The sequence below is a fragment of the Cellulophaga lytica DSM 7489 genome (assembly GCF_000190595.1).
Taxonomy (GTDB): domain Bacteria; phylum Bacteroidota; class Bacteroidia; order Flavobacteriales; family Flavobacteriaceae; genus Cellulophaga; species Cellulophaga lytica.
Genome location: NC_015167.1, coordinates 1,564,759 through 1,585,694, shown reverse-complemented (window position 1 = coordinate 1,585,694; position 20,936 = coordinate 1,564,759). Strand labels below are relative to the sequence as shown.

23 protein-coding genes are annotated in these 20,936 nt (G+C 32.7%); 1 reads left to right on the top strand and 22 read right to left on the bottom strand.

Annotation, left to right across the window (positions count from 1 at the left end; genetic code table 11):
• Window positions 1–42: 42 nt before the first annotated feature.
• From CELLY_RS16665 to CELLY_RS06925, 18 genes are all read right to left on the bottom strand, one after another.
• Window positions 43–546: a hypothetical protein gene (locus CELLY_RS16665; RefSeq protein WP_013620966.1), complete on the bottom strand. Its 504-nt coding sequence runs from the start codon at window positions 544–546 to the stop codon at window positions 43–45.
• Window positions 547–736: 190 nt separating this feature from the next.
• Window positions 737–1,609, bottom strand: coding sequence for an ATP synthase F1 subunit gamma (gene atpG, locus CELLY_RS07005; protein ID WP_034644331.1), 873 nt, complete (start codon window positions 1,607–1,609; stop codon window positions 737–739).
• Window positions 1,610–1,707: 98 nt separating this feature from the next.
• Window positions 1,708–3,288 (bottom strand): F0F1 ATP synthase subunit alpha, encoded by a 1,581-nt coding sequence (gene atpA / locus CELLY_RS07000; RefSeq protein WP_013620964.1) that lies wholly within the window; start codon window positions 3,286–3,288, stop codon window positions 1,708–1,710.
• A gap of 45 nt (window positions 3,289–3,333) precedes the next feature.
• The gene (gene atpH, locus CELLY_RS06995; RefSeq protein ID WP_013620963.1) at window positions 3,334–3,873 is read right to left on the bottom strand and encodes an ATP synthase F1 subunit delta; all 540 of its coding nucleotides are present in this window, start codon (window positions 3,871–3,873) and stop codon (window positions 3,334–3,336) included.
• 9 nt (window positions 3,874–3,882) lie between these two features.
• Window positions 3,883–4,383 carry a F0F1 ATP synthase subunit B gene (locus tag CELLY_RS06990; protein ID WP_013620962.1) on the bottom strand — a complete coding sequence of 167 codons (501 nt, stop codon included), beginning with the start codon at window positions 4,381–4,383 and terminating at the stop codon, window positions 3,883–3,885.
• 94 nt (window positions 4,384–4,477) lie between these two features.
• Window positions 4,478–4,669 (bottom strand): ATP synthase F0 subunit C, encoded by a 192-nt coding sequence (gene atpE / locus CELLY_RS06985; RefSeq protein ID WP_013620961.1) that lies wholly within the window; start codon window positions 4,667–4,669, stop codon window positions 4,478–4,480.
• A 48-nt stretch (window positions 4,670–4,717) separates the two neighbouring features.
• On the bottom strand, window positions 4,718–5,833 hold the full coding sequence (gene atpB / locus CELLY_RS06980) for a F0F1 ATP synthase subunit A (RefSeq protein WP_013620960.1): 1,116 nt from the start codon (window positions 5,831–5,833) through the stop codon (window positions 4,718–4,720).
• A 119-nt stretch (window positions 5,834–5,952) separates the two neighbouring features.
• On the bottom strand, window positions 5,953–6,345 hold the full coding sequence (locus tag CELLY_RS06975; protein ID WP_013620959.1) for a DUF6168 family protein: 393 nt from the start codon (window positions 6,343–6,345) through the stop codon (window positions 5,953–5,955).
• A complete protein-coding gene (locus CELLY_RS06970; RefSeq protein ID WP_244847094.1) occupies window positions 6,345–6,581 on the bottom strand; it encodes an AtpZ/AtpI family protein in 237 nt (78 codons plus the stop codon). The genes CELLY_RS06975 and CELLY_RS06970 overlap by 1 nt, the downstream gene beginning before the upstream one ends.
• Window positions 6,559–6,978 (bottom strand): bactofilin family protein, encoded by a 420-nt coding sequence (locus CELLY_RS06965; RefSeq protein WP_013620957.1) that lies wholly within the window; start codon window positions 6,976–6,978, stop codon window positions 6,559–6,561. Before CELLY_RS06965 ends, CELLY_RS06970 begins: the two co-directional genes overlap by 23 nt.
• A gap of 7 nt (window positions 6,979–6,985) precedes the next feature.
• A complete protein-coding gene (gene porW / locus CELLY_RS06960) occupies window positions 6,986–9,535 on the bottom strand; it encodes a type IX secretion system periplasmic lipoprotein PorW/SprE (RefSeq protein WP_013620956.1) in 2,550 nt (849 codons plus the stop codon).
• A 189-nt stretch (window positions 9,536–9,724) separates the two neighbouring features.
• The gene (locus tag CELLY_RS06955) at window positions 9,725–10,465 is read right to left on the bottom strand and encodes an ABC transporter ATP-binding protein (protein WP_013620955.1); all 741 of its coding nucleotides are present in this window, start codon (window positions 10,463–10,465) and stop codon (window positions 9,725–9,727) included.
• Window positions 10,466–10,509: 44 nt separating this feature from the next.
• Window positions 10,510–11,982, bottom strand: coding sequence for a DUF5687 family protein (locus CELLY_RS06950; protein WP_013620954.1), 1,473 nt, complete (start codon window positions 11,980–11,982; stop codon window positions 10,510–10,512).
• Window positions 11,983–12,043: 61 nt separating this feature from the next.
• A complete protein-coding gene (locus CELLY_RS06945) occupies window positions 12,044–12,742 on the bottom strand; it encodes a hypothetical protein (RefSeq protein ID WP_013620953.1) in 699 nt (232 codons plus the stop codon).
• Window positions 12,739–13,413 (bottom strand): hypothetical protein, encoded by a 675-nt coding sequence (locus CELLY_RS06940; protein ID WP_013620952.1) that lies wholly within the window; start codon window positions 13,411–13,413, stop codon window positions 12,739–12,741. Before CELLY_RS06940 ends, CELLY_RS06945 begins: the two co-directional genes overlap by 4 nt.
• A gap of 59 nt (window positions 13,414–13,472) precedes the next feature.
• The gene (locus CELLY_RS06935; protein ID WP_013620951.1) at window positions 13,473–14,138 is read right to left on the bottom strand and encodes a hypothetical protein; all 666 of its coding nucleotides are present in this window, start codon (window positions 14,136–14,138) and stop codon (window positions 13,473–13,475) included.
• Between the two features lies 1 nt (window position 14,139).
• Window positions 14,140–14,772, bottom strand: coding sequence for a hypothetical protein (locus CELLY_RS06930; protein ID WP_013620950.1), 633 nt, complete (start codon window positions 14,770–14,772; stop codon window positions 14,140–14,142).
• A 4-nt stretch (window positions 14,773–14,776) separates the two neighbouring features.
• Entirely contained in the window at window positions 14,777–15,115 is a 339-nt protein-coding gene (locus tag CELLY_RS06925; RefSeq protein WP_013620949.1) for a PadR family transcriptional regulator, read from the bottom strand.
• Window positions 15,116–15,303: 188 nt separating this feature from the next.
• On the opposite strand from CELLY_RS06925, the gene CELLY_RS06920 reads away from it, so the two are divergent.
• Complete coding sequence (locus tag CELLY_RS06920) at window positions 15,304–16,353, top strand: ferredoxin--NADP reductase (protein WP_013620948.1); 1,050 nt, start codon at window positions 15,304–15,306, stop codon at window positions 16,351–16,353.
• A 50-nt stretch (window positions 16,354–16,403) separates the two neighbouring features.
• Here CELLY_RS06920 and CELLY_RS06915 read toward each other — a convergent pair whose 3' ends face one another.
• The 4 genes from CELLY_RS06915 to CELLY_RS06900 form a co-directional block, all read right to left on the bottom strand.
• Window positions 16,404–17,186, bottom strand: coding sequence for a patatin-like phospholipase family protein (locus CELLY_RS06915; protein WP_013620947.1), 783 nt, complete (start codon window positions 17,184–17,186; stop codon window positions 16,404–16,406).
• Window positions 17,187–17,417: 231 nt separating this feature from the next.
• Window positions 17,418–18,404: a phosphotransferase gene (locus CELLY_RS06910; protein ID WP_013620946.1), complete on the bottom strand. Its 987-nt coding sequence runs from the start codon at window positions 18,402–18,404 to the stop codon at window positions 17,418–17,420.
• A 4-nt stretch (window positions 18,405–18,408) separates the two neighbouring features.
• On the bottom strand, window positions 18,409–19,476 hold the full coding sequence (locus CELLY_RS06905) for a nucleoside hydrolase (RefSeq protein WP_148228889.1): 1,068 nt from the start codon (window positions 19,474–19,476) through the stop codon (window positions 18,409–18,411).
• A 10-nt stretch (window positions 19,477–19,486) separates the two neighbouring features.
• On the bottom strand, window positions 19,487–20,935 hold the full coding sequence (locus CELLY_RS06900; RefSeq protein WP_013620944.1) for a SusD/RagB family nutrient-binding outer membrane lipoprotein: 1,449 nt from the start codon (window positions 20,933–20,935) through the stop codon (window positions 19,487–19,489).
• Between the last annotated feature and the right edge of the window lies 1 nt (window position 20,936).

Sequence of the window (20,936 nt, the reverse complement as noted above, 5' to 3'; positions counted from 1 at the left end):
TAGAGTTTAAAAGTAGTTATTTATACCCTAGTAAACAAAGTCTTACTCTTTAGACCTAGAAGGATAAATTATAGCCTGCTTATGCTTTATACCAGTTATTTTAACATAGTTTATTACATCGCCTCTATAATAGCTTAAAACAGCTTCGTCATAAGCCAACTCAAACGGAAAGTCTTTTTGCAATTGTTTTGTTACTGGTTTATTACCTACTTCCTTTTTTGGGTCTGCATGCACAACCATATCTTTAGGCGGCATAGCTTTTTTAGCTACCATTGTTGCTACAACAAATTTTTGCCCATCTTCATCTTTTATTTTCACATAAGATTGTTGTTCTCTAAAATATATAGAGTTAACTCTGTAACCATCTAAGTTAGCTACAGGAATTTTTAATTCTACACCAGCACCAGATTGTTCTTTACCGCCATACCAATCTTGGCAATATGCGGTTCCTATTTCAAAAGGAGCAGAATCAACTAAATTCTTTTGAGAAGAACAGCTCGTTAACATTCCTAAAACTACAAGTATACTAAAGATTGAATTTTTCATAATGGGGGTGTTTTGATATTTATAAAGATACAATGACAAATTTAATGCCAAGTATTTCTTTTAAAAGATTTCAAAAAAACAAAAACCTCACCAGAAGTGAGGTTTTAATTTATATTATTCGTCTAGTTACGTAATAAATCAGACTTACATCATAAATTTATTTAATATATAGACTACAGTAAACTAATTTTTAGTTATTTAACGCTTCTGCACCACCAACAATTTCTAATATTTCATTAGTAATAGCTGCTTGTCTTGCTTTGTTATACGTTAATTTTAACTGATCTCTAAGCTCTGTTGCATTATCTGTTGCTTTGTGCATAGCCGTCATACGTGCACCGTGCTCACTAGCAAAAGAATCTCTAACACCTTTGTATAATTGTGTTTTTAAAGACTTAGGAATTAGTTGCTCAACAATTTCTTTTTCAGAAGGATCATAAATATAATCTGTATTGTTGTTGTTACTAGTTTCGTTTTCTGATACAGCTGCTACAATTGGTAAAAACTGCTCTGTCATTACAATTTGCGTTGCTGCATTTTTAAACTTGTTGTAAACAACATCAATCTTATCATAAGTACCGTTAACAAATAACTCCATTAAATCTTCTGCAATTGCAGCTATATTATCAAAAGTTAAATCGTCATAAACCGCACTATGGTTAGCAATTACATTATAGTTTTTAGAAAGAAAATCGTTAGATTTTTTCCCTATTGCAAGAAATTCTACTTCTTTACCTGCATATGTGTTTTCTGCTAAAGAAACACTTTGCTTAAGAATGTTAGAGTTAAAAGCACCACATAAACCACGATTAGAAGTTATGGAAACTATTAAAACTTTATTAATTTCTCTTTCTTCAGAAAACTTACTACCAGAATCCGCATCTAAATTAGCACTTAAACTTTGTAAAAGCTCAGTTAATTTATCAGAATAAGGCCTCATTGCAGTAATTGCATCTTGTGCCTTCTTTAACTTTGCTGCAGATACCATTTTCATTGCGCTGGTAATCTGCATAGTTGAAGATACTGATGCTATTCTATTACGTATTTCTTTTAAGTTTGCCATTTTTTCCTCTCCTAACCTCTCCAAAAGGAGAGGGATTGATTAGTCTAATTAAAATTCCCTTTTTTTTATTGTCTCTTGACAAGAAATTAAGAAGGGGATTATGCTTTATATTTTGCCGAAAGGTCTTTACATACAGCTACTAAAGTATCTGTAACCTCGTCAGTTAATTTACCTGCTTTTAAGGTATCTAAAACGTCTCTGTGTTTAGCATTTAAAAACTCTACATATTCCGCTTCAAATTCTTTAACCTTTTCTACTGGTACGTTTTTTAATAAGTTTTTAGAACCTGCATAAATAACAGCTACTTGATCTTCTACAGTGTAAGGATCGTTTTGAGCTTGCTTTAAGATCTCAACGTTACGCTTACCTTTTTCAATAACGTTTAATGTAGATGCATCTAAATCTGAACCAAACTTAGCAAACGCTTCTAACTCACGATACTGAGCCTGATCTAGTTTTAAAGTACCAGATACTTTTTTCATAGATTTAATTTGTGCAGAACCACCAACACGAGATACAGAGATACCTACGTTAATTGCCGGACGTACACCAGAGTTAAATAAATCTCCATCTAAGAAAATTTGTCCGTCTGTAATAGAAATTACGTTTGTTGGGATATATGCAGAAACGTCACCAGCCTGAGTTTCAATAATTGGTAATGCAGTTAAAGAACCACCACCTTTTACCATTGGCTTTAAAGACTCTGGTAAATCATTCATATCCTTAGCAATGCTATCATCATTAATAACTCTTGCAGAACGCTCTAACAATCTAGAGTGTAGGTAGAATACATCACCAGGGTACGCCTCACGTCCTGGAGGACGACGTAATAATAAAGACACCTCACGGTAAGCAACTGCTTGTTTAGATAAATCATCAAAAACAATTAAAGCTGGTCTACCAGTATCTCTAAAGTACTCACCAATAGAAGCACCTGTAAAAGGAGCATAAACTTGCATTGCAGCAGGATCTGATGCATTTGCAGCTACTATTGTTGTGTAAGCTAAAGCACCTTTTTCTTCTAATGTTTTAGCAATTAAAGCTACTGTAGAAGCCTTTTGACCTACAGCAACATATATACAATATACAGGATTACCTGCATCGTAAAATTCTTTTTGATTTAATATAGCATCAATACAAACAGTAGTTTTACCAGTTTGTCTATCTCCAATTACCAACTCACGCTGACCTCTACCAACTGGAATCATAGCATCAATTGCTTTAATACCTGTTTGTAATGGCTCTGTAACTGGCTCACGATATACAACACCTGGAGCTTTACGCTCTAATGGCATTTCATAAGTTTCTCCAGCAATTGGTCCTTTACCATCTATTGGGTTACCTAAAGTATCTACAACACGACCAACAATACCTTCACCTACTTTTACAGATGCAATACGGTTTGTACGTTTTACAGTAGAGCCTTCTTTAACTCCTTTAGAACCACCTAATAATACAATACCAACGTTATCTTCTTCTAAGTTAAGTACTATACCTTCTAAACCACCTTCAAATTCTACTAACTCTCCGTATTGAGCGTTAGCTAATCCGTAAGCGCGTACAATACCATCACCTACTTGTAATACTGACCCTACTTCATCTAAAGATGCGCTAGCGTCAAATCCTGATAACTGTTGCTTTAAAATTGCTGATACTTCAGCGGCTTTTACTCCTGCCATGTTGTTTTAATTAATATTTACAAAGTCCGTAGTGTAAACCAAAGACTATAGACTGTTTGAAAATTCTCTTTTTAAACTATTTAATTTATTAGCTACACTTGCATTGTATTGCAAATCGCCAATTCTTAATACAAAACCACCAATAATGCTTTCATCTATAACATTTGTTATTGACACTTTTTTACCGGTTAATTTTGTTAACTGTTCTAAAACTTTTGCTTCTAAATCTTTAGTTAAGGCAACTGCAGTTGTTACTACCGCTGTTTCTTCTCCTTTAAGCTTTTCGTTTAAAACAATATAGTGCTGAGCAACATCTTTTAAAAGTGATACTCTTTTATTATCTACAAGCAAAGAAATAAGTCCTTCTGAAATACTATGACTTCCTGTAAAAACAGCTAGCAAAGCATTCTTTTTTACATCTCCTTTAATTATTGGACTAGCCAATACGTCTTGAAGTTCCTTGCTGTCAGAAATTGTTTGTACAACAGAATGCATATCTTTTTCAACTGCATCTGTAGCCTTACTTTCAACCGCTTGGTTTAAAATGGCTTTTGCGTATCTAATAGCTGCTCTAGACTCGTTCATTTTCTCTTATTAGTTTAGCTTAATATCGCCTACCATATCTTCAACCAATTTAAGTTGCTTGTCATTGTTAGACAATTGCTCCTTAATAACTTTCTCTGCTATTTGCACAGATAAGTTAGCTACTTGGTTTTTAATATCTGCTACTGCTGCGTTCTTTTCACTTTCTATAGTAGCTTGTGCCTGTGCAATTATTTTATCGCCTTCTATAATAGACTGCTCTTTTGCATCTGCAACAATTTTTTCTTTTATTTCGCGAGCTTCTTTTAACATAGCATCACGTTCTGCACGTGCTTCTTGCAATAACCTTTCGTTATCTGCTTGCAAATTTTGCATTTCTTTACGTGCATTTTCTGCCTCTTCTAAAGCGCTTTTAATACCGTCTTCTCTTTCATTTAAAGCGTTCATTATTGGTTTCCATGCAAACTTAACCATTAAGAAGATAAGTACTAATAAAATTATTAGTAACATGAAAAACAACCCAGGCGAAAAATCGTTTAATAACTGATCCATTATAAAATATAAATTATATTCTTTTTGTTTTTTGTTTAATTACAAACACATCCTGTAACCAACCGTTACAGGAATGCGATTGTTGTTTTTGTCCTTAAGCTTTTCCTAAGATCAAAGCACCGAAAGCTAAACCTTCTAATAATGCTCCGATAATAATCATTGCTGTTTGGATTTTTCCAGCTGCCTCAGGTTGACGAGCAATACCTTCCATTGCTTTACCACCGATTTGACCTAAACCGATACCACCTCCGATAACGATTAATCCTGCTCCAATTAAATTGTACATAGTAATTGATTTATATTAAATTAAACAAACTCTTATTTCAAACTAAAATTAATGGTGATCATGCTCTTCTACAGCCATACCAATAAACAATGAAGACAACATTGTAAAAATAAAGGCCTGTAAAAACGCTACTAAAATTTCTATTAAAGAAATGAATAACGTTAAAAAGAATGATACACCTAAACTACCACCAACACCTAAAGCTTCTCTTGCTGTAAATGTTACAGCTACTAAGCCCATAACTACGGCGTGACCAGCAGTAATGTTAGCAAATAAACGAATTAATAAAGAAAATGGCTTTGTTAACATACCCAACACCTCTATTGGAATTAAAGCTATTTTCATTAAAACTGGAACACCAGGCATCCAGAAAATATGTTTCCAGTAATCTTTATTACCGTTAAATTGTACAATAAAAAATGTAAATAAAGCCAAACAAACTGTTACCGCTATTTGTCCTGTAACATTAAAACCTATTGGAGTTAAACCTAACAAGTTTAATATCCAGATAAAAAAGAATACCGTTAATAAAAAGCCCATAAACTTACGGTAGTGCTTTTCACCAATATTTGGTCTTGCAATTTCATCTCTTACATATAATACTAGTGGCTCTAAAACACGACCAAAACCTGTTGGAATTGGGCTCTTTTTATACCCTCTAGCTAATGAGCTAAAGCCCCAAAGCATTAATAAACCTGCCAACAAAATACCCACAACTGTTTTGGTAATTGAAAAATCCCAAACTTTATGTGCATTTGTAGCATGGTGCTCCTCGTCAAAAGAAACTGCTGTAGCACCTTCTTCTAACTCATATATTTTACTGTGAATTTTGGTTAACTTAACACCATCCTTATCAACAACAACATGACCATCATCATTATGGTGAAATTCTGAAGACATAAACGTCTTAAGACCTTGACTTGTCCAAACAATAACTGGCAACGGAAAACCAACATGTTTACGCTCTCCCGCATCGTTTGTATACGAATACAAAGTGAAGTCGTGTGAATCTGCTAAGTGATGGCTAATGTAAGCCTGAATCTCTTCGCTACTATTTACTTGTGAATCATTTTCTTGTGGCTCATTGTTGTCGTTCGCAAAAGAACCCAAACTAAACACAAGTGCCGTGACTAAAATAATTTTACTAAAAAATGTATTTCGCATATTGCTCAAAAAATATCGGTCTCTAAAAATCGGTGCAAATGTACGCTTTTCTGTCAAAAAGAAAAAAACCTTTTTTTGATTATTTTAACACCAACCAAAAACCGCATCATTTTAAAACGTTAATCTAAGTTTTTGAGCACTTTAGCAATAAAAAACGTCTCTATCAGCAAACATATACTGTACGGGACAAAAAATGAAGCAAATTCTGTTAAGTTAATATTGTCATCTGCATTAAAAGATGGGTAAAAAAGCATAAAAAAGAAAAGAAATTTTATAGCACTACCTACTATAAAAAATATACCTAATTGTGTTTTAAACTGATTTCTTAACAGGTAAATAATTGTGAATATAGCAGTTACCAGCACAAAATTAATAACATAAGAAAGCACAATTTTATTATCAAATAAAGGTTTTTGCATATCATCTAGTACCAACAGATGAACACCAAAAGCTACCGCTAAAGAAATAAGAATTGTGATAAAAAAATAGATAAGCAACTTATGGTTTGCCATTAGAATTTAATTTTTTTTAATTGTGTAACTACCGCAAAAATAGAAATTGCTACACCAGAAAGTGTAGCAATTATAGTAAAAATTTCGTTTTTGATGTTATAATAGCCATCCAACCACATACCTCCTTTATGAGCTAAGTATATTATAGCTCCCATTTGAAAAGCAATACCAGATAGCATTGCGGCATTTTTTAAGTGGTTTGGCTTATTGTTATTAGGAAGCTTTGGAAGTTCCACCAGCTGAAGCTTGTTTAGCGCCAGATAAGGCTCCATTTTTACCTCCCATAACACATGATGCATTAAAAGTAGCACCTGGCTCTACAGCAAGCTTAGAAACAGAAACTGTACCTTCTATTACTGCTGAAGATTTTAATGATAACAAATCAGATACTAATAACTCACCGTTAAAACCGCCTTCTATGTCTGCATTTACACACTCTACCTTTCCGTGAATGTAGCCATCTTTGCCAATAACTACCTTACCAGATGTTTTTACGTTACCATCTAACTTACCGTCAATTCTAAAATCGGCTTCTGAAACTATATCACCTTTAATTTTGGTGTTTTTTCCAATTCTGTTAGGCTGGCCGCCCATATCTACAACATCTCTAGGTTTATTCTTGTCTGAAAACATACTCTTATTACGGTTTTGGGATTAATAGTGTTTTTTTATACTCGTTTAATTTTTTGTGTACTTGCACAACTTTGTAGTTGTTGGATAAAATTACAAAATTCTGATGACCAACCTTGTAATCTTTATTATTTTTTAATAATTCTGCATATCCTAAAGCAAATTCTTCTGATGCAAACCCGTGTACCACTACAAATTGCTGCTCTAAATTGTATATATCTTTAGATACTTTATTTTTATATTTTAAATCTTCCACAGATTTATTTAGTAGTTTATACAACTCATTTGCCGCTGTATCATTGTTTCTACTAAAAGGGAAAACCACTTTCCAAGTACCTTTTGCATTAGTTGACTGATCTACAAAATCTGATTTCTCTAATTGTGGAATCTGATATTTAATCATTTCCTGAGCTCTTTTACCCTCTGGGTTGTTTGGGTAATTTAACGCTACATAATTTAAGGCTTCTTTAAAAGCTTCAAAACCTTCTATTCTTCCGGTTGCCATTGCCTTTAACATCTCAAACTTTGGCGCAATTTCGTCTCCTGTATATCTGTTAATATTTTCTTCTGCACCAGTAATAACCTCTAAATATTGCTGATTTTGAAACATTTTATACAACTTTGTATATCTGGCGTTTGGCGTATCTGCACCACCTTCCAAAATTGCCTGAGGGTTTAACAACACCTCTGCGTACCTAGAACCTTGGTGGTTTGCAATAATATCTTGTTTCATTGCAGCTGCTAAATTACTACCAGACTCTTCATATATCTTATATAAATTATACTTAGATGGTAATATTAAACGCTCCTCTGGGTTAGACTTTAAAACCGATTCTAATTTGCCGGCTGCCAAAAGGTTTTCTTTAAATTTTTCTTTATAAATTAACCCTAATTGATAATTGGCAAAATTGCGCTCTTTTTTTAAACTATCTATTACAGCAATATTTGTTGGCAACTTATCCATATAATAACTTACCTTATACTCTTGCCCCTCTTCGGTAATAGTATTAGTTGCTGCACCAGCAATACCACTATCTGTATCACTTGTTTGTAACACTACATTTTTATTAGACCAACGCCAGTTGTCCTCTAACTTACGAGTTCCCCAAGCAGTTTTAAAATCGGTTTTACCGTAACCTAGACTTGTAATGTTATAAAAATAGAATTTACCTTTATTTTGCTTTCCTGCTTTGGTATTCGCAAAAGCTGCTATACCTGCGTTTTGACGCTCTTTTTCTTTTTTGGCTGCAGCTTCTTCTTTTGCTTTCTTTTCTTCAATAAATTTTTCAAAATAAGCCACTTGCTTTTCTTTTGGTAAATTGTAAAGCGTTACAACGCTATCTGTATATTGTACAATATCTTCATACTTTACAACATCTTCTAAATTGTCTAATTTCTTTTTTATTAAACGGTGTTTTTTACTTGTTTCTACCAAATTTGTAAGTGTACTATCAAAATAGGCACCTGCTTGCTTGTACTTGTTTTTATCAAAATAATACTCACCTAAATTCTCATAATTAAGTGCGTTTAATTTATTATCGTTTGTGGTAGCACGTAGAGACTTATCAAAATAAACTAAGGCCAAACTATCTTGTTCTTGATTTAAAAAAAACTGTGCTTTTTGTCTGTATATTTTATCTAAAAACGGCCTGTTTTCTCTATTTTCTTCTAAGTCTGTTAAATACTCAAACATTTCTTCTTTGTTGTCTGCAGTAACAGTTGTGTTCATTATTTTTTGCAGGTGTGCATTAATAAAATAAACACGAGGAGATTTTCTGTTTAAATCTATAATTTTATCAAAGGCATAATTGGCACTATCTTTTTTGTTAAGCTGATTGTACAACTGCCCAATTATAAAATAATACCTTCCTTTTTCTTCTTGTTTTTTTGTGTAGACTGATGCTCTTTTTAATTGCTGAATTGCAGTATCTGGAGCATTTAAATTAATATATGCTTGTGCCATTACCGCTCTTGCATCTGCGTATTCCTGGTCAGACAAATCGTCGTACTTAAAAAGTTTTTTTAAGTTTTTAATGGCAAGTTCTTCATTTTCTAAACGCACATTGGTTTTTTCTCTCCAAATACGCGCCTCGTTAAACTTATCACTCTGTATGTAATTTTTAAGCACATAGTTAAAAGCCTCTTGAGCAGGAATAAAACGCTGATCAAAATAACGCGCTTTTCCTAAAAGTAAAAAAGCCTCGTCTGTTTGCGGGTTACGCTCCCTATCTTTAATAACCATACTGTGTTTTTGTATGGCTTTAGTCGCTTTTTCCTCTGCAATAATAAAGTTTGGGTTGTTATTTTCTGAATCTAATTTTACTTCATCTGTAACTTCTAAACGCTCTATTGGTAATAAATCCCAATAATTATCTTTGTAGTTGGCATTTAATTCTTCTCTGCCTTTTTCAAAAGCAATATTACCGTTGTAGAGTACATTAAATTTAGTATTTAATGCGTGCCACTCTCTGTTAACAAAGGCGTTCTTTTTAGTAGAACAGGCATTAAAGACTAATGCTGCTAGTACTACTGTTCCTATAATTTTAGTTTGAAGCTTCAAAATTGTATCTATTCTTACCTAAACAAAACAGAAAAACCGCGGTATTATTATGTTTAGGGTGCATAAATTTACTATTTATTTTTATTTATTTGGTTTGATAAGCTAGTGAACCAAAAAGACCCATCAATTTTTATACAAATTTATGGGTCTTTTATTTTTATGAAGCCGCCTTTTAATTACGGCAACTATTTATTCTTCGTCTTCAAAAACAGCAACTGCAGCATCTGGCGCCTCTGCTCCAGAAAAGAAAGCCTCTAATTCTTTTAATGTAGCTGCAGATGTTTTAATATCTTTTATAAGCTCACCTTTATCTAACACAACTATACGCTCACAAACTTCTGTAACGTGACTTAGATCATGACTAGAAACCAGCACCGTTGTATTTTGGTTTGCAGCTAAATTTTTAATTATACCTTTTAGTCTTATTTGTGTTGTTGGGTCTAAATTTGCAAAAGGTTCATCTAAAATTACCAACTCTGGACTACCAATAAAAGAGGCTACAATACCTGCTTTTTTCTGGTTTCCTTTAGATAAATCTCTTAAATATTTTTTTTGATTTAGTATTTCTCCATGGAAAAAGTCTTCAAAACTGTTTACTAGTTTATCTACATCTGCTTTATTTTGTCCGCGTAACTCACCAATAAAATAAAAATATTCTTCTGGTGTTAGGTAGCCAATTAAAAAAGATTCATCTATAAATGCAGAAGTAAAAGGTTTCCAATCTTCACTAGTATTTACTTGTACATTGTTATTTATTATTTGCCCTGTAGATGGCTGAATAAGGTCTAACAACAAACTAAAAAAAGTTGTTTTACCTGCTCCGTTATTACCTACAAGACCAAAACATTGTCCTTTAGGAATTTCTAAATTTTCTATATTTAAAACCGTAGCTGTGCCGTATGTTTTTGTTAGGTTCTGTGCTTTTATCATGGTTTTTTATTTTTTATGGTTATACTCTTAACAGAGCTACTTATTTATGCTTTTTGTTTGTATGCGTGTATAGTTTTGTACTTCTCTTTTTTGTAGATTTTCTCAATCTTATCAAAAACTATATTCCTAAATGCCATTCCTAAAACACCTGCTGCTGCAACAAGTATGTAACCTGTTGCTGCATTTACAAAGTAATATCCGGCAGCAAAAATTACCATTGGCAATATTAATTTAGGAAGCGACAATAACATTGTTTTCATATTAAAAGCCTGCTTGTCTCCAAATGCTTTTTTATTAGACGTTAAGTCTATTGGCATTTTTATAAAAGCACCGCCTAAGAGCACTAAGTGCGAGTTTACACCAATATTGTAAATAGCACCTACCAATACCGCTAAGTATGCATTAACACCAAAAAACAAGTAAAATGATGCCAATACAGCACTAATTACTGTGGCAATTACTATTAAATACCATTTAGAGGTTATGTAGTCTCTGTACTTTATATTCTGACTCATCATTAACTGATAGTACGCACTATCCCAACTTGGCACAAACTGTCCAAATGTGAATAAAAATCCGCCTGAAACAAATATTCCACCAAATATTTGCCAAACTGGTCCGTCATAAACTTCTACTGCACCAGAACCAAATAATAGTCCGTAAAACAAGAACAAAAAGCTCATTAAGCCAGCTGTTTTAGGTCGTTTATTTCTTTTTATTAACTTAATATCATTCTTTAAAAATGTTCCCGTATTTCCAAATCTGTTTAAGAAAGATAAATCTTCAGTTTTAGCAACAGTTTGTTTGCCTTTTAAGCCGGCATCTAAATACATATTCTTTTTAAAATAGCTAAATGCTGCAAAGTATAAACCTATTAAGGCTAACCAAGGCAAAATAGCCATCCAAGGCGCATTATATAGCCCGTTAAAAAATGTTGCTGTGTAGTTAGTAATATCAAAAACACCAAAGTATTGACAAGCTCCTAGAGCTATAAAAACAGCTATTACAGGGTAAAAAACACTGTCTTTATTATTAACTAAAATATTAATAAAGTTACTACAATAAATAAGTGCAAAAATACCAAAGTGCCAAGCTACAACGCCAAGCGGATTATAGCCCTCTATTAGCAATACAATAGAAAATGGCAAAAAGAAAAATGCATAACCCCAATTAAAAAAGGAAGCAATTGTTTTACCTAAAGAGTAATTTACAACTTGTGCTTTTTTTAAAGGTAAATACAATAAAGGCTTAATGTTGGTAACAGGCATTTTCTGTATCATATACCTTATTAGTAAATCTAATACAAAAAGGTATATTATGTATTTATTTACCACCTCTAAAGGATCACCTATTTCTGCTTTTTCAATAAGATAATAAGAGCCAACGCCCATAAATAGAAATGCAACTATAAAATAAAGTGCAAAAAAGCCCATAAATATTTTAAGTGCCAAGTTGGTTTTAAAAGAGGCTGACCTAAAAAAGGACTTCCATTGAAGGCTTAAAAAGTGTTTTAACATAATTTATGGTTGATTAATTATATTTTGTTAGTGGCAACAAATGCTAATTTGTTACACTATTTTAAATTAAATTGTATTCAGGGTACGTTTCTTCTAACAATTCTTGTGCTTTGCTAGGCATTACATAAGCCGTAATGTAGAAAGTTAAACATAGTAATGTAGCAGCAATGGCAATAAGTGCTAACCAATAACTATGCAACTCACTAAAGTTAAAGCGCATAGCATTTACAATATTAAAAACATTGGTAAATGTTAACACAGAAAAACCATTTCTGGTATCCCCAATCATAGCTTCTAACATAAACACCTTTTCTTTTTTCTGCTTTTGTGTTTTCTCTTTTTTTCTTCTTTTAAATTGATGGTAAAGATCTACCGCTATCAAAATTAATATTGACCCCATTAATACATATGATGCTTGCTTTAAATGAAGCACTAAAAAAAACATTATAAAAATTGCAATAGTGGTTAACAGCTTTGGCAACTGAAACCACTCTTTAACAAACCTAAAAAGTATTTTTCTGTAACGTTTGTTCATGGCTTTTTGGCGTTTCTCTACAACACCCATAAAGCCAAAAACACCAAACTTTTTAAATTCAACTTGTAAAGCATCGTCAAAAGATAACTTTGGGTTTTGTTGCCATTGCTCTTCTATACCATTACTTAAATGGTCTACAAGTTCTGTTTGCAAATCATAATGTTCCACATAATGCTTACGGGTAAAGGTATAAAGCTCATCTATCTGTTCTTTACTTAGTTTCATGCTAATTTTTTATGAATTGAATTATATTTTTTAAGTTGATTAACAAACAATTGAATAGCTGTGTAGAAAAAAGGAAACAACAATGCAAAAACTATAAAAATATAAGTAAATGACAATTGCTCACCTTCATCTAAAAATATTTTAGGACCTAATAACAAAGCATTTATAAAACTTACACCAGAAATACTAGATAATAAAGAAGTATTAATAGTTAATGACTTCAGCGTATTTTTAAGATTAAATAATGCAATTAAACACGGGGTTAATGACATAACCATTAATAACAACAACACAGTTTTATGCATAGCCTTAGCACTAAAAAACTCTTTGGTATATAAAAATGTAATAAGCACGCAAGCGTATAGCATTAGTGACTTGGCTCTAGTAAAAAACAGCTTTAACGCTTTTCGTTGAAGTTTCGCAAAGCCCTTAGTTAACCCTTGTTTTTTTTCTTCAATTAACTTCTTATACCCGGACGAATCTGCGTACAAACTAGGAAAAGTATCCCAACCGGTATTTTCTTTGTTTAGTCTTTTTATAGTTAAGTCATTACCAAATTTAATGTGAACTACTTGCATTGCATTGGTAAAACTAGATCCTACTTTCATTAGAGCTTCTACCTCATTACTAATATGGTCTATAAGTTCCATACGAACATCCCAATATTTCACCTTATTTTTAATAAGATAATCATCTATAAATTCTATTTGTTATTTACTTAATTTCATTTTTAAACAATTTGATAATTAGTAGTTTTCTTGTGATCAAAAAAAGTTTTAATCATAAAGAAATTCATAATAATTATTGCACTTGGCCAAAAGAGATCGAGAAAGCTACTATTAACGACATCAAATTTAACAGACCATTCCCAAAAAGGATTAAAAAGAAATAATGCAATCCAGTGTGTTCTTCCGTTTACTTTTAAAAAATACTGACAGGTACTTTTTGTTTGAAATTTTGTAGCTAAATATAAAAAATATAGTGCCACCAAAGTAGACACGGTATACACAAAACCAGCAATAAAATTAACACCATCAGTATTTAATCCGGTTGGTATTAATTTAAAAAAACAAAGCAAACCAAATGCAATTAGCATCCCTCCAATAATTGACTTTAAATACATTTGCTTTATCAAGTTTACACATCTTTTTATCACTATTTTTGGACCAACTTGTGCATAACCAAAAAGAAAATGAGAATAAGGCTTAAACTCCTGTTCCCAATTTTTTAGTTCTTTAGAAGAAGCTTCTTCAAATGAAAGATCTTCATTTACCATTAACGCTTCAATACCATTAGCCATATGGTCCAAAATTTCATATTTTAAATCAATGTAGTCTAATCCGCGCTCTGTTAGAATCTCATCTATATGCTGTATTTCCTTTGCTGCAAGTTTCATATTAAACAATAGTATAATGGTTGGTATATTTTTTATAAAGCTCTAGAATCACCGCAATAAAAGCAGTAGATAGCCCCAGCAATAAAACAAAAACTAAGGTAAAATAGTAATCGTTTGTAATTACAGAATTTTCATTAAAAAAAGGATTTTGAAAAGCGTTATATAACTGAAAACTTAAAGTGAGTATAAGTCCAGCCCTCTCTATGCCAGAGAAACGTTGCTTGCGCTTTTTAAGCGCTACAATGTGATATATTAGTATAGCAATTATTAAAAAACCAAATGGTACAAATTTTATAAACTTCTTATCTCCTAAAGGAAAAAACTGTATTAAAAGGAAAAAGCTGGACACCATAACACCTATATTTAGTGGTGCTATAAACTTTTTAAAAAGCGACTTAAGTACTATTTTATCTGTAGTTTTTTTAAACTGCTTATTGTATTGTTGTAAGTCTTTTTTATGCACAACCATATACGCCTTAAAAGCGTCATAAAACGTAAGGTTCTTGCTATCCATTTCTTCTGATACGGCTGTAGCAACATGGTCTACCATTTCTGTTCTGACATCTGCAAACTTTATATCTTTCTTTTTTAGATAAGTATTTATAGTTAATATGTCTTCTTTGGTTAATTCCATATCGCTACTCTATACTCCATTTAGGGTTTACTAAATTTTGCATACTACGTATAAACTCTTCTAGCTCTGCTAATCTGTTTATTGTTTCTTTTTCTCCGGCTTCTGTTAATTTATAATATTTACGCAAGCGGTTATCTACTTTTGCAACCTCAACATCTAATAGTCCTTCTGCTTCTAGTTTATGTAAAGCAGGGTATAAAGCACCTTCCGTAATTTTAAGTTCTCCTTTGGTTAACTCTTTTACTTTTTGCGTAATCTCATACCCATACATCTTGCCTTTTTCTTCAAGCAACTTTAAAATAATAGTATTTAAACTACCCTTGTATAATTTAGAATTTCCCATTTTTTCTATTCTCTTATTTTGCTCTTAAAACAAACATCACCCATTTATATAGCAATATTTAGCACTAAAATTACTATTACGAATATATACATAATTTTCTTATGCATAAGAATTCTATGTATTAAATTTTAGTGAACTAGGTTTTTTATCAAAAGGGCAATGTGTATTTTTGTAGAAAATATTTTTTTATGAATCATTTTCATCCGTTAACGGTACAACATATAAAGGCTTTAACACCTAGTTCTGTAGCAATTACTTTTGCTATTCCTAAAGACTTAATTCAGACTTTTAAGTTTATATCTGGTCAATACATCACTATTAAAAAAGAAATTAAAGGTAAAGAATTGCGTAGAGCGTATTCTATTAGCTCTTCTCCTAAAAAAGATTGTATTACCATTGGTGTTAAAAAAGTAGATAATGGGGGTTTCTCTGACTTTGCACATTCTAAACTTAAAGAAGGTGATGTTTTAGATGTTATGGCTCCAGAAGGTAGATTTGTTTTTAAACCTACAGATGCCGTTAAAAATGTTGCTGCTTTTGCGGCTGGTAGTGGTATTACACCTATTATTAGCATTGCAAGATCTGTTTTAGACAGCAACCCAGAAAACAAATTTGTTTTAGCATACGGTAACAAATCTTTTGAAGAAACAATGTTTCATACAGATTTAGCCAAGCTTCAGCTAGAATATAACAATAGGTTTTTTGTATACTTTATTTATAGCCAAGAACAAGATGAAAACTCTATTTTTGGAAGGATAGAAAGATCTACAGTAAACTACATTACCAAAAACAAGCACAAAGATATTGCCTTTGACGATTTTTATCTTTGCGGTCCAGAGGCTATGATTAATACGGTTTCTGACACTTTAAAAGAAAATGAAGTAAGCGAAGACAAAATACATTTTGAACTTTTTACAACTACAGAAATTAAAGATGAAATGCCTGTAAAAGAGGGCGGAAAAACAGCTGTTACAGTTACTGTAGATGATGAAGATTTTACGTTTGAGATGGATAAAAGTACTATTGTATTAGATGCTGTTTTAAAAGAAAATATAGATGCACCATACTCTTGCCAAGGTGGTGTTTGCAGTAGTTGTATTGCTCGTGTAACAGAAGGCAAAGCAGAAATGGTTAAAAATCAGATTTTAACTGATGGCGAAATTGAAGACGGATTAATTTTAACGTGCCAAGCGCACGCAACAACACCTACATTAAAAGTAGATTTTGATGATGTTTAAAAACAGCTTCTAAAAAAATACCAAGTCGTTCTTTATAGAACGACTTTTTTTTATTCCTTTAATTGTGCCTCTAAAGCTCTACAGGCTGCATCATAACCAATAGTAAATGCTTTTTCTATGCCTTTACGGTCTAGCAAACCTATTTTATCTACTTCTTTAGACTCTAATAACATATTACAAGCACTAAGTTTTTTCTTTGCAGAGGCATAAATCATTAAACCGGTTACTCTACCTGTAAGTTGCAAGGAATTTTTTAGATCTTTTTTATCTAACCTTGCTACAATAGATACATTGCTCCCAACAATATAATCGCACGTATTTAGCAATGGTTCTAACGGAAAATTATTCATTATACCACCATCTGCATATAAATTACCATTAATTTCTATGGGCGAAAAAACAGGAGGTAAAGCAGCAGAAGCTAACATTGGTCTAATTAACTCTCCATCAGAAAAAAACTCTTCATTACCATCTTGAAGGTTTGTAGCTACAATATGTAATTCTTTTTTTAAGGCCGAAAAAGCATTCTCTGGAAAATACTTTGCAAACAAAGCCACATACTTTTCTGTATCTAAAAAACCAGCCTTAGCAATAGTTAAGTAGTGGTAATTAAAAAGAGGGGTTTCTTTAAAAAACTTAAGCATATCGTCTATAGAATTGCCATTGGCATACAACGCACCAACTAAAGCCCCAACACTACTCCCAGACACCGCTTTGGCCTGTATACCAAACTCGTTCATTGCCTTTATTAACCCAATGTGCGCCATACCACGCACACCTCCTCCAGAAAGCACAAGACCAATAGATTTTGATGTAGTAATTTTAGCGTTCATTTTGCCTATTTTTCTTCAAATTTACTATAAAATGCTATTACAATGTACTTCTTTTTTTAAACTGATTGGTTTGTTCCAGAATACTTACAGTCTTATTTCTTTTACATTAGTTCAATCAACCCAAAAAAAACAACAGTTATAGACATTTTTTCTTGTTTGATGATTTTATAAAAAAAATAAACCAACTAAATAGTTGGTTTATGTAATTTTGAGCAAGAAAATAAAACAGCCTTAATTCACTATTAATTCTCGTGCCTCGTTTAATAAGCTTACTCTTTTTTCTAAACTAATTTCTAATGGCAATTGCGCTAAACCAATAATTCTACGTATCAATTCTATTCCCATAAACTTGTAACACAAACTGGTGTCTAATTCTGCCAAAGATTTGTATCTATCTATAGCTTTTTCAATAATATTAGCAAATTGATTTGCCATTTTTAAATGCGCTAGCATAACACCAATTTCAAACTCAGCCTTACCAAAAAAACAAAACTCAGGATCTATAATTTTTAAGCCACCAACGGTTGCCAGCCAACTACCCGGAAAATAATCGCCATGTAATAGAATATCACCATCCTCTAAATACAAATCTCCTAGTTTTTTTACCTCAGCTATTAGTACATTATCTGCCTTTAAACGGTTCGCTTCCTTTTGTAAACCAGGTAATATATCATCTAAATTAATGCCGTTATCAACCGCATAAGGGTAATTAAAAATATGCTCATGATTAAGCGCTCTCATTTTAGTATTTGAAATTCTACTGTCTTGCGTATCTGTAGTTATGCTAGTATGCAATGTAGCTGCAAAATCTACCACAGAAAAAAGATCTTCCTCTAAAATTTTTTTTCCTAATTGGTATAAATATGTAAAATCGGACCCATTACCTAGGTCGTTCATCACCATTACATTGTTTTCTTTATCTAAACCAACCAAAGTTGGCATCATAGCTTTTAAACTAGGCACAGTTTCAGTAACCTCATAAAACTTAGCTTCTGTGAGCACACGTTCTGCTGGTGCTGCTACTTGCGGGTATTTCTCTACGTACTCACGACTCTGTTTTACAATAAACGATCTGGTTTCTGTTGTAATACGGAGTGTAAAGTTCATATTACCTTCACCTGGCTTTTCTACTGTAACAATAGACTCATTATCACCTAACCAGCCTTTACTTTTTAAATAAGTGGTTAAGTCTTCTATGTTGTTATTTAATTTAATCACGACACTATTTTTTAAATGTTTCCATTAATTTTTGATGATATCCCGGTACTACATCATAACAATAAGTTACTGGTGCTCCGTTCTCTTCTGTACACAATAAATAAGATTTATAAACCTCATTATTGTTATCTTTTACAGTATCGTCTAAATTAATCTCTAAACGCGCTTGTAAAGGCTCTGATATTATGTCTTGCGGAGCAATAATGTAATGACTCGCCATAACATCAAACGGATTAAAACCGTCTGCTCCTTGATTTTTCCACTGTTCTATCCAAGGTTGTGATGCTGTTGCCAACCATTTCATACCTGGAGTAGTATTTTTTAGTGCCTCTAGATCTTCTTGTTTTATCCAAACCTTACTAGATATTTCATACGGACAAAAAACCAAGGATACTTTGTGCTCTAATAATACACGAAAAGCCGTATTATCTAAATCAAAATTTAAATCTTTAGCCAAAACACCTTTGTTCCCTATTTTAAAATAGTCTTTAGAAGTTCTGCGGCCAGCAACTAAAACAACCTCAACAATTTGAGACTGCAACTCTGGGTACTTTAATAACAATAAACCAACATTAGTTGCGGGTCCTATTGCTAAAATGGTAAGTGGTTGCTTTTTTAATGCAGCAGCCATTGCCTCTACAGCATCATTAGTTACCACGCTATCTAAATTAATTGGGGTAGCAGCCCCTTTATAAACCTCAATTTTTTGCGCTGCAAATTCCTTACTTATATAGTTACCAATAGCAAAAGCATTGTCAACACTATTATTACCAAAAACAGTACTAAGTCCGTTAATTTTCACATTATCGGCTTGTAACAATTGTAAAACTGCATAGCCATCATCTACATCAGAATAGCCAGGTTTTCCTATGTTTTTTTTGCCAACAGCTAAGTCTGCATCTATCCAAACTTGTTTTACTCCGTTTACAATTCCGTTTGGCTTTGCTTTTTCAGCAGCTTCTTTTTTTGGTTCTTGTTTTACTTCTGTTATAACATCTTTAACTTGCTCCTTACAAGCCAAAAATACTACAAACACTAATAAAATACCAATTGGTTTAATTTTTTGTTTCATATTCATCATTCTATTTTTCCCACCAGCCCTTGCTGTTTATATTATCTCCTCCAATACGGTCTACAGCTTCTTTATAGTTTGCACTATTAGTTGCCTGTTCTGACTCTGGATACAAATACCGAACGGGATATTTATTGTTATTAAAATTATCTGGACCAGGAACCAAATTAGGTATTCCAGTTCTACGCACATTAAACCAGGCCTCATGACCAACATTAATTAAACTTAACCACTTTTGAGTTAATATTTTTTCTAAATCATTTGCAGAGCCATCTAAAGAAATTGCTGGCCTAGTAAAATAATCATCAGGGATTGGTGTATTGTAATACTCAAAACTAGCTGTAACAGCATTTTGGTAATACGTATTTGCATCTCCTGTAATATACCCTCTGGCAACAGCTTCTGCAAGTGCAAATTGTACTTCTGAATACTGCATATATTGCGCATCTATACCATCTGCTACATCTCTAAATATACTACCAAATAAAGATATGTTGTTTAAGTCTATACCATTAGCATTTATGGTGCTACTAGACTGTCCGTTTTGCAATCCGTTATATTCTGGTGTGGCAGAGTTTTTACTTGCTTCGGTTGGTTTGTAAAGCACTGCAACACGAGGGTCATCCCAAGCAGTTAAAACAGTTTCTACCGTTTTTGTCATTGTATGCTCTTGATACAAACCTAAAGCTGCGTTAAACATAGGAAACTGGTTAGGTGCCGATGCCAAATAAGGTACTACAGCATTGTCTGCATTAGACTGCATTAACTTACCAGAATCTGCCAAACTTTGCAGCGCAGTAAAGTCTGTAGTTCTTTTACTAATACGTAACAAGTAACGCACTTGTAGCGAGTTTGCAAAACGCACCCACTTATTTAAATCTCCCTGAAACATAATATCACCCTGAATTACGTTGTTTGTATTTTCTAGCGTAGTAACTGCTTTGGTAAGCACAGCTAATAGTCCAGTTTCTGGGTCTGTATAAATACTTTCTTGAGTATCATATTTAGGAGCAAAATTACCGTCTAAAGCTGCAACTGCTTCTGTATAAGGCACATCATTCCAAAGATCTGTTAACTGAGAAAACAGGTAACTCTGCATAATATCACCTACTGCTACGTAAGCATCGTTTGCCGCTGGCGAAGCTTTCATCGATTTAATATCTGAAAGCAACCTAAAAATAGCGCTCCAGTACTCACTATTAGAGCCCATTTCATAACGGTCTATACGCTCAAACTCTATACTAGCAGCAAATTGCGCCAAATAATTGGCTTGCCTAAACCCTTGTTGATATGCGCTAAGGTCTGATGACACAGAAACCACATTAGTTAATAAAAACTGTGGATCTACACTTTCTGGCGCATTAGGGTTTGTGTTTTTTTCTTCAAAATCGTTAGTACAAGCAGTAAAAATAATGCTTGCCACGGTTGTTGCTACAAATAGCTGTATGTATTTTTTCATC

Excerpts from the sequence above, each read along its gene's own strand:
- CELLY_RS16665 (WP_013620966.1), bottom strand. The coding sequence starts at position 546 with ATGAAAAATTCAATCTTTAGTATACTTGTAGTTTTAGGAATGTTAACG.
- atpG (WP_034644331.1), bottom strand. The coding sequence starts at position 1,609 with ATGGCAAACTTAAAAGAAATACGTAATAGAATAGCATCAGTATCTTCA.
- atpA (WP_013620964.1), bottom strand. The coding sequence starts at position 3,288 with ATGGCAGGAGTAAAAGCCGCTGAAGTATCAGCAATTTTAAAGCAACAG.
- atpH (WP_013620963.1), bottom strand. The coding sequence starts at position 3,873 with ATGAACGAGTCTAGAGCAGCTATTAGATACGCAAAAGCCATTTTAAAC.
- CELLY_RS06990 (WP_013620962.1), bottom strand. The coding sequence starts at position 4,383 with ATGGATCAGTTATTAAACGATTTTTCGCCTGGGTTGTTTTTCATGTTA.
- atpE (WP_013620961.1), bottom strand. The coding sequence starts at position 4,669 with ATGTACAATTTAATTGGAGCAGGATTAATCGTTATCGGAGGTGGTATC.
- atpB (WP_013620960.1), bottom strand. The coding sequence starts at position 5,833 with ATGCGAAATACATTTTTTAGTAAAATTATTTTAGTCACGGCACTTGTG.
- CELLY_RS06975 (WP_013620959.1), bottom strand. The coding sequence starts at position 6,345 with ATGGCAAACCATAAGTTGCTTATCTATTTTTTTATCACAATTCTTATT.
- CELLY_RS06965 (WP_013620957.1), bottom strand. The coding sequence starts at position 6,978 with ATGTTTTCAGACAAGAATAAACCTAGAGATGTTGTAGATATGGGCGGC.
- CELLY_RS06955 (WP_013620955.1), bottom strand. The coding sequence starts at position 10,465 with ATGATAAAAGCACAGAACCTAACAAAAACATACGGCACAGCTACGGTT.
- CELLY_RS06950 (WP_013620954.1), bottom strand. The coding sequence starts at position 11,982 with ATGTTAAAACACTTTTTAAGCCTTCAATGGAAGTCCTTTTTTAGGTCA.
- CELLY_RS06945 (WP_013620953.1), bottom strand. The coding sequence starts at position 12,742 with ATGAAACTAAGTAAAGAACAGATAGATGAGCTTTATACCTTTACCCGT.
- CELLY_RS06935 (WP_013620951.1), bottom strand. The coding sequence starts at position 14,138 with ATGAAACTTGCAGCAAAGGAAATACAGCATATAGATGAGATTCTAACA.
- CELLY_RS06930 (WP_013620950.1), bottom strand. The coding sequence starts at position 14,772 with ATGGAATTAACCAAAGAAGACATATTAACTATAAATACTTATCTAAAA.
- CELLY_RS06925 (WP_013620949.1), bottom strand. The coding sequence starts at position 15,115 with ATGGGAAATTCTAAATTATACAAGGGTAGTTTAAATACTATTATTTTA.
- CELLY_RS06920 (WP_013620948.1), top strand. The coding sequence starts at position 15,304 with ATGAATCATTTTCATCCGTTAACGGTACAACATATAAAGGCTTTAACA.
- CELLY_RS06915 (WP_013620947.1), bottom strand. The coding sequence starts at position 17,186 with ATGAACGCTAAAATTACTACATCAAAATCTATTGGTCTTGTGCTTTCT.
- CELLY_RS06905 (WP_148228889.1), bottom strand. The coding sequence starts at position 19,476 with ATGAAACAAAAAATTAAACCAATTGGTATTTTATTAGTGTTTGTAGTA.
- CELLY_RS06900 (WP_013620944.1), bottom strand. The coding sequence starts at position 20,935 with ATGAAAAAATACATACAGCTATTTGTAGCAACAACCGTGGCAAGCATT.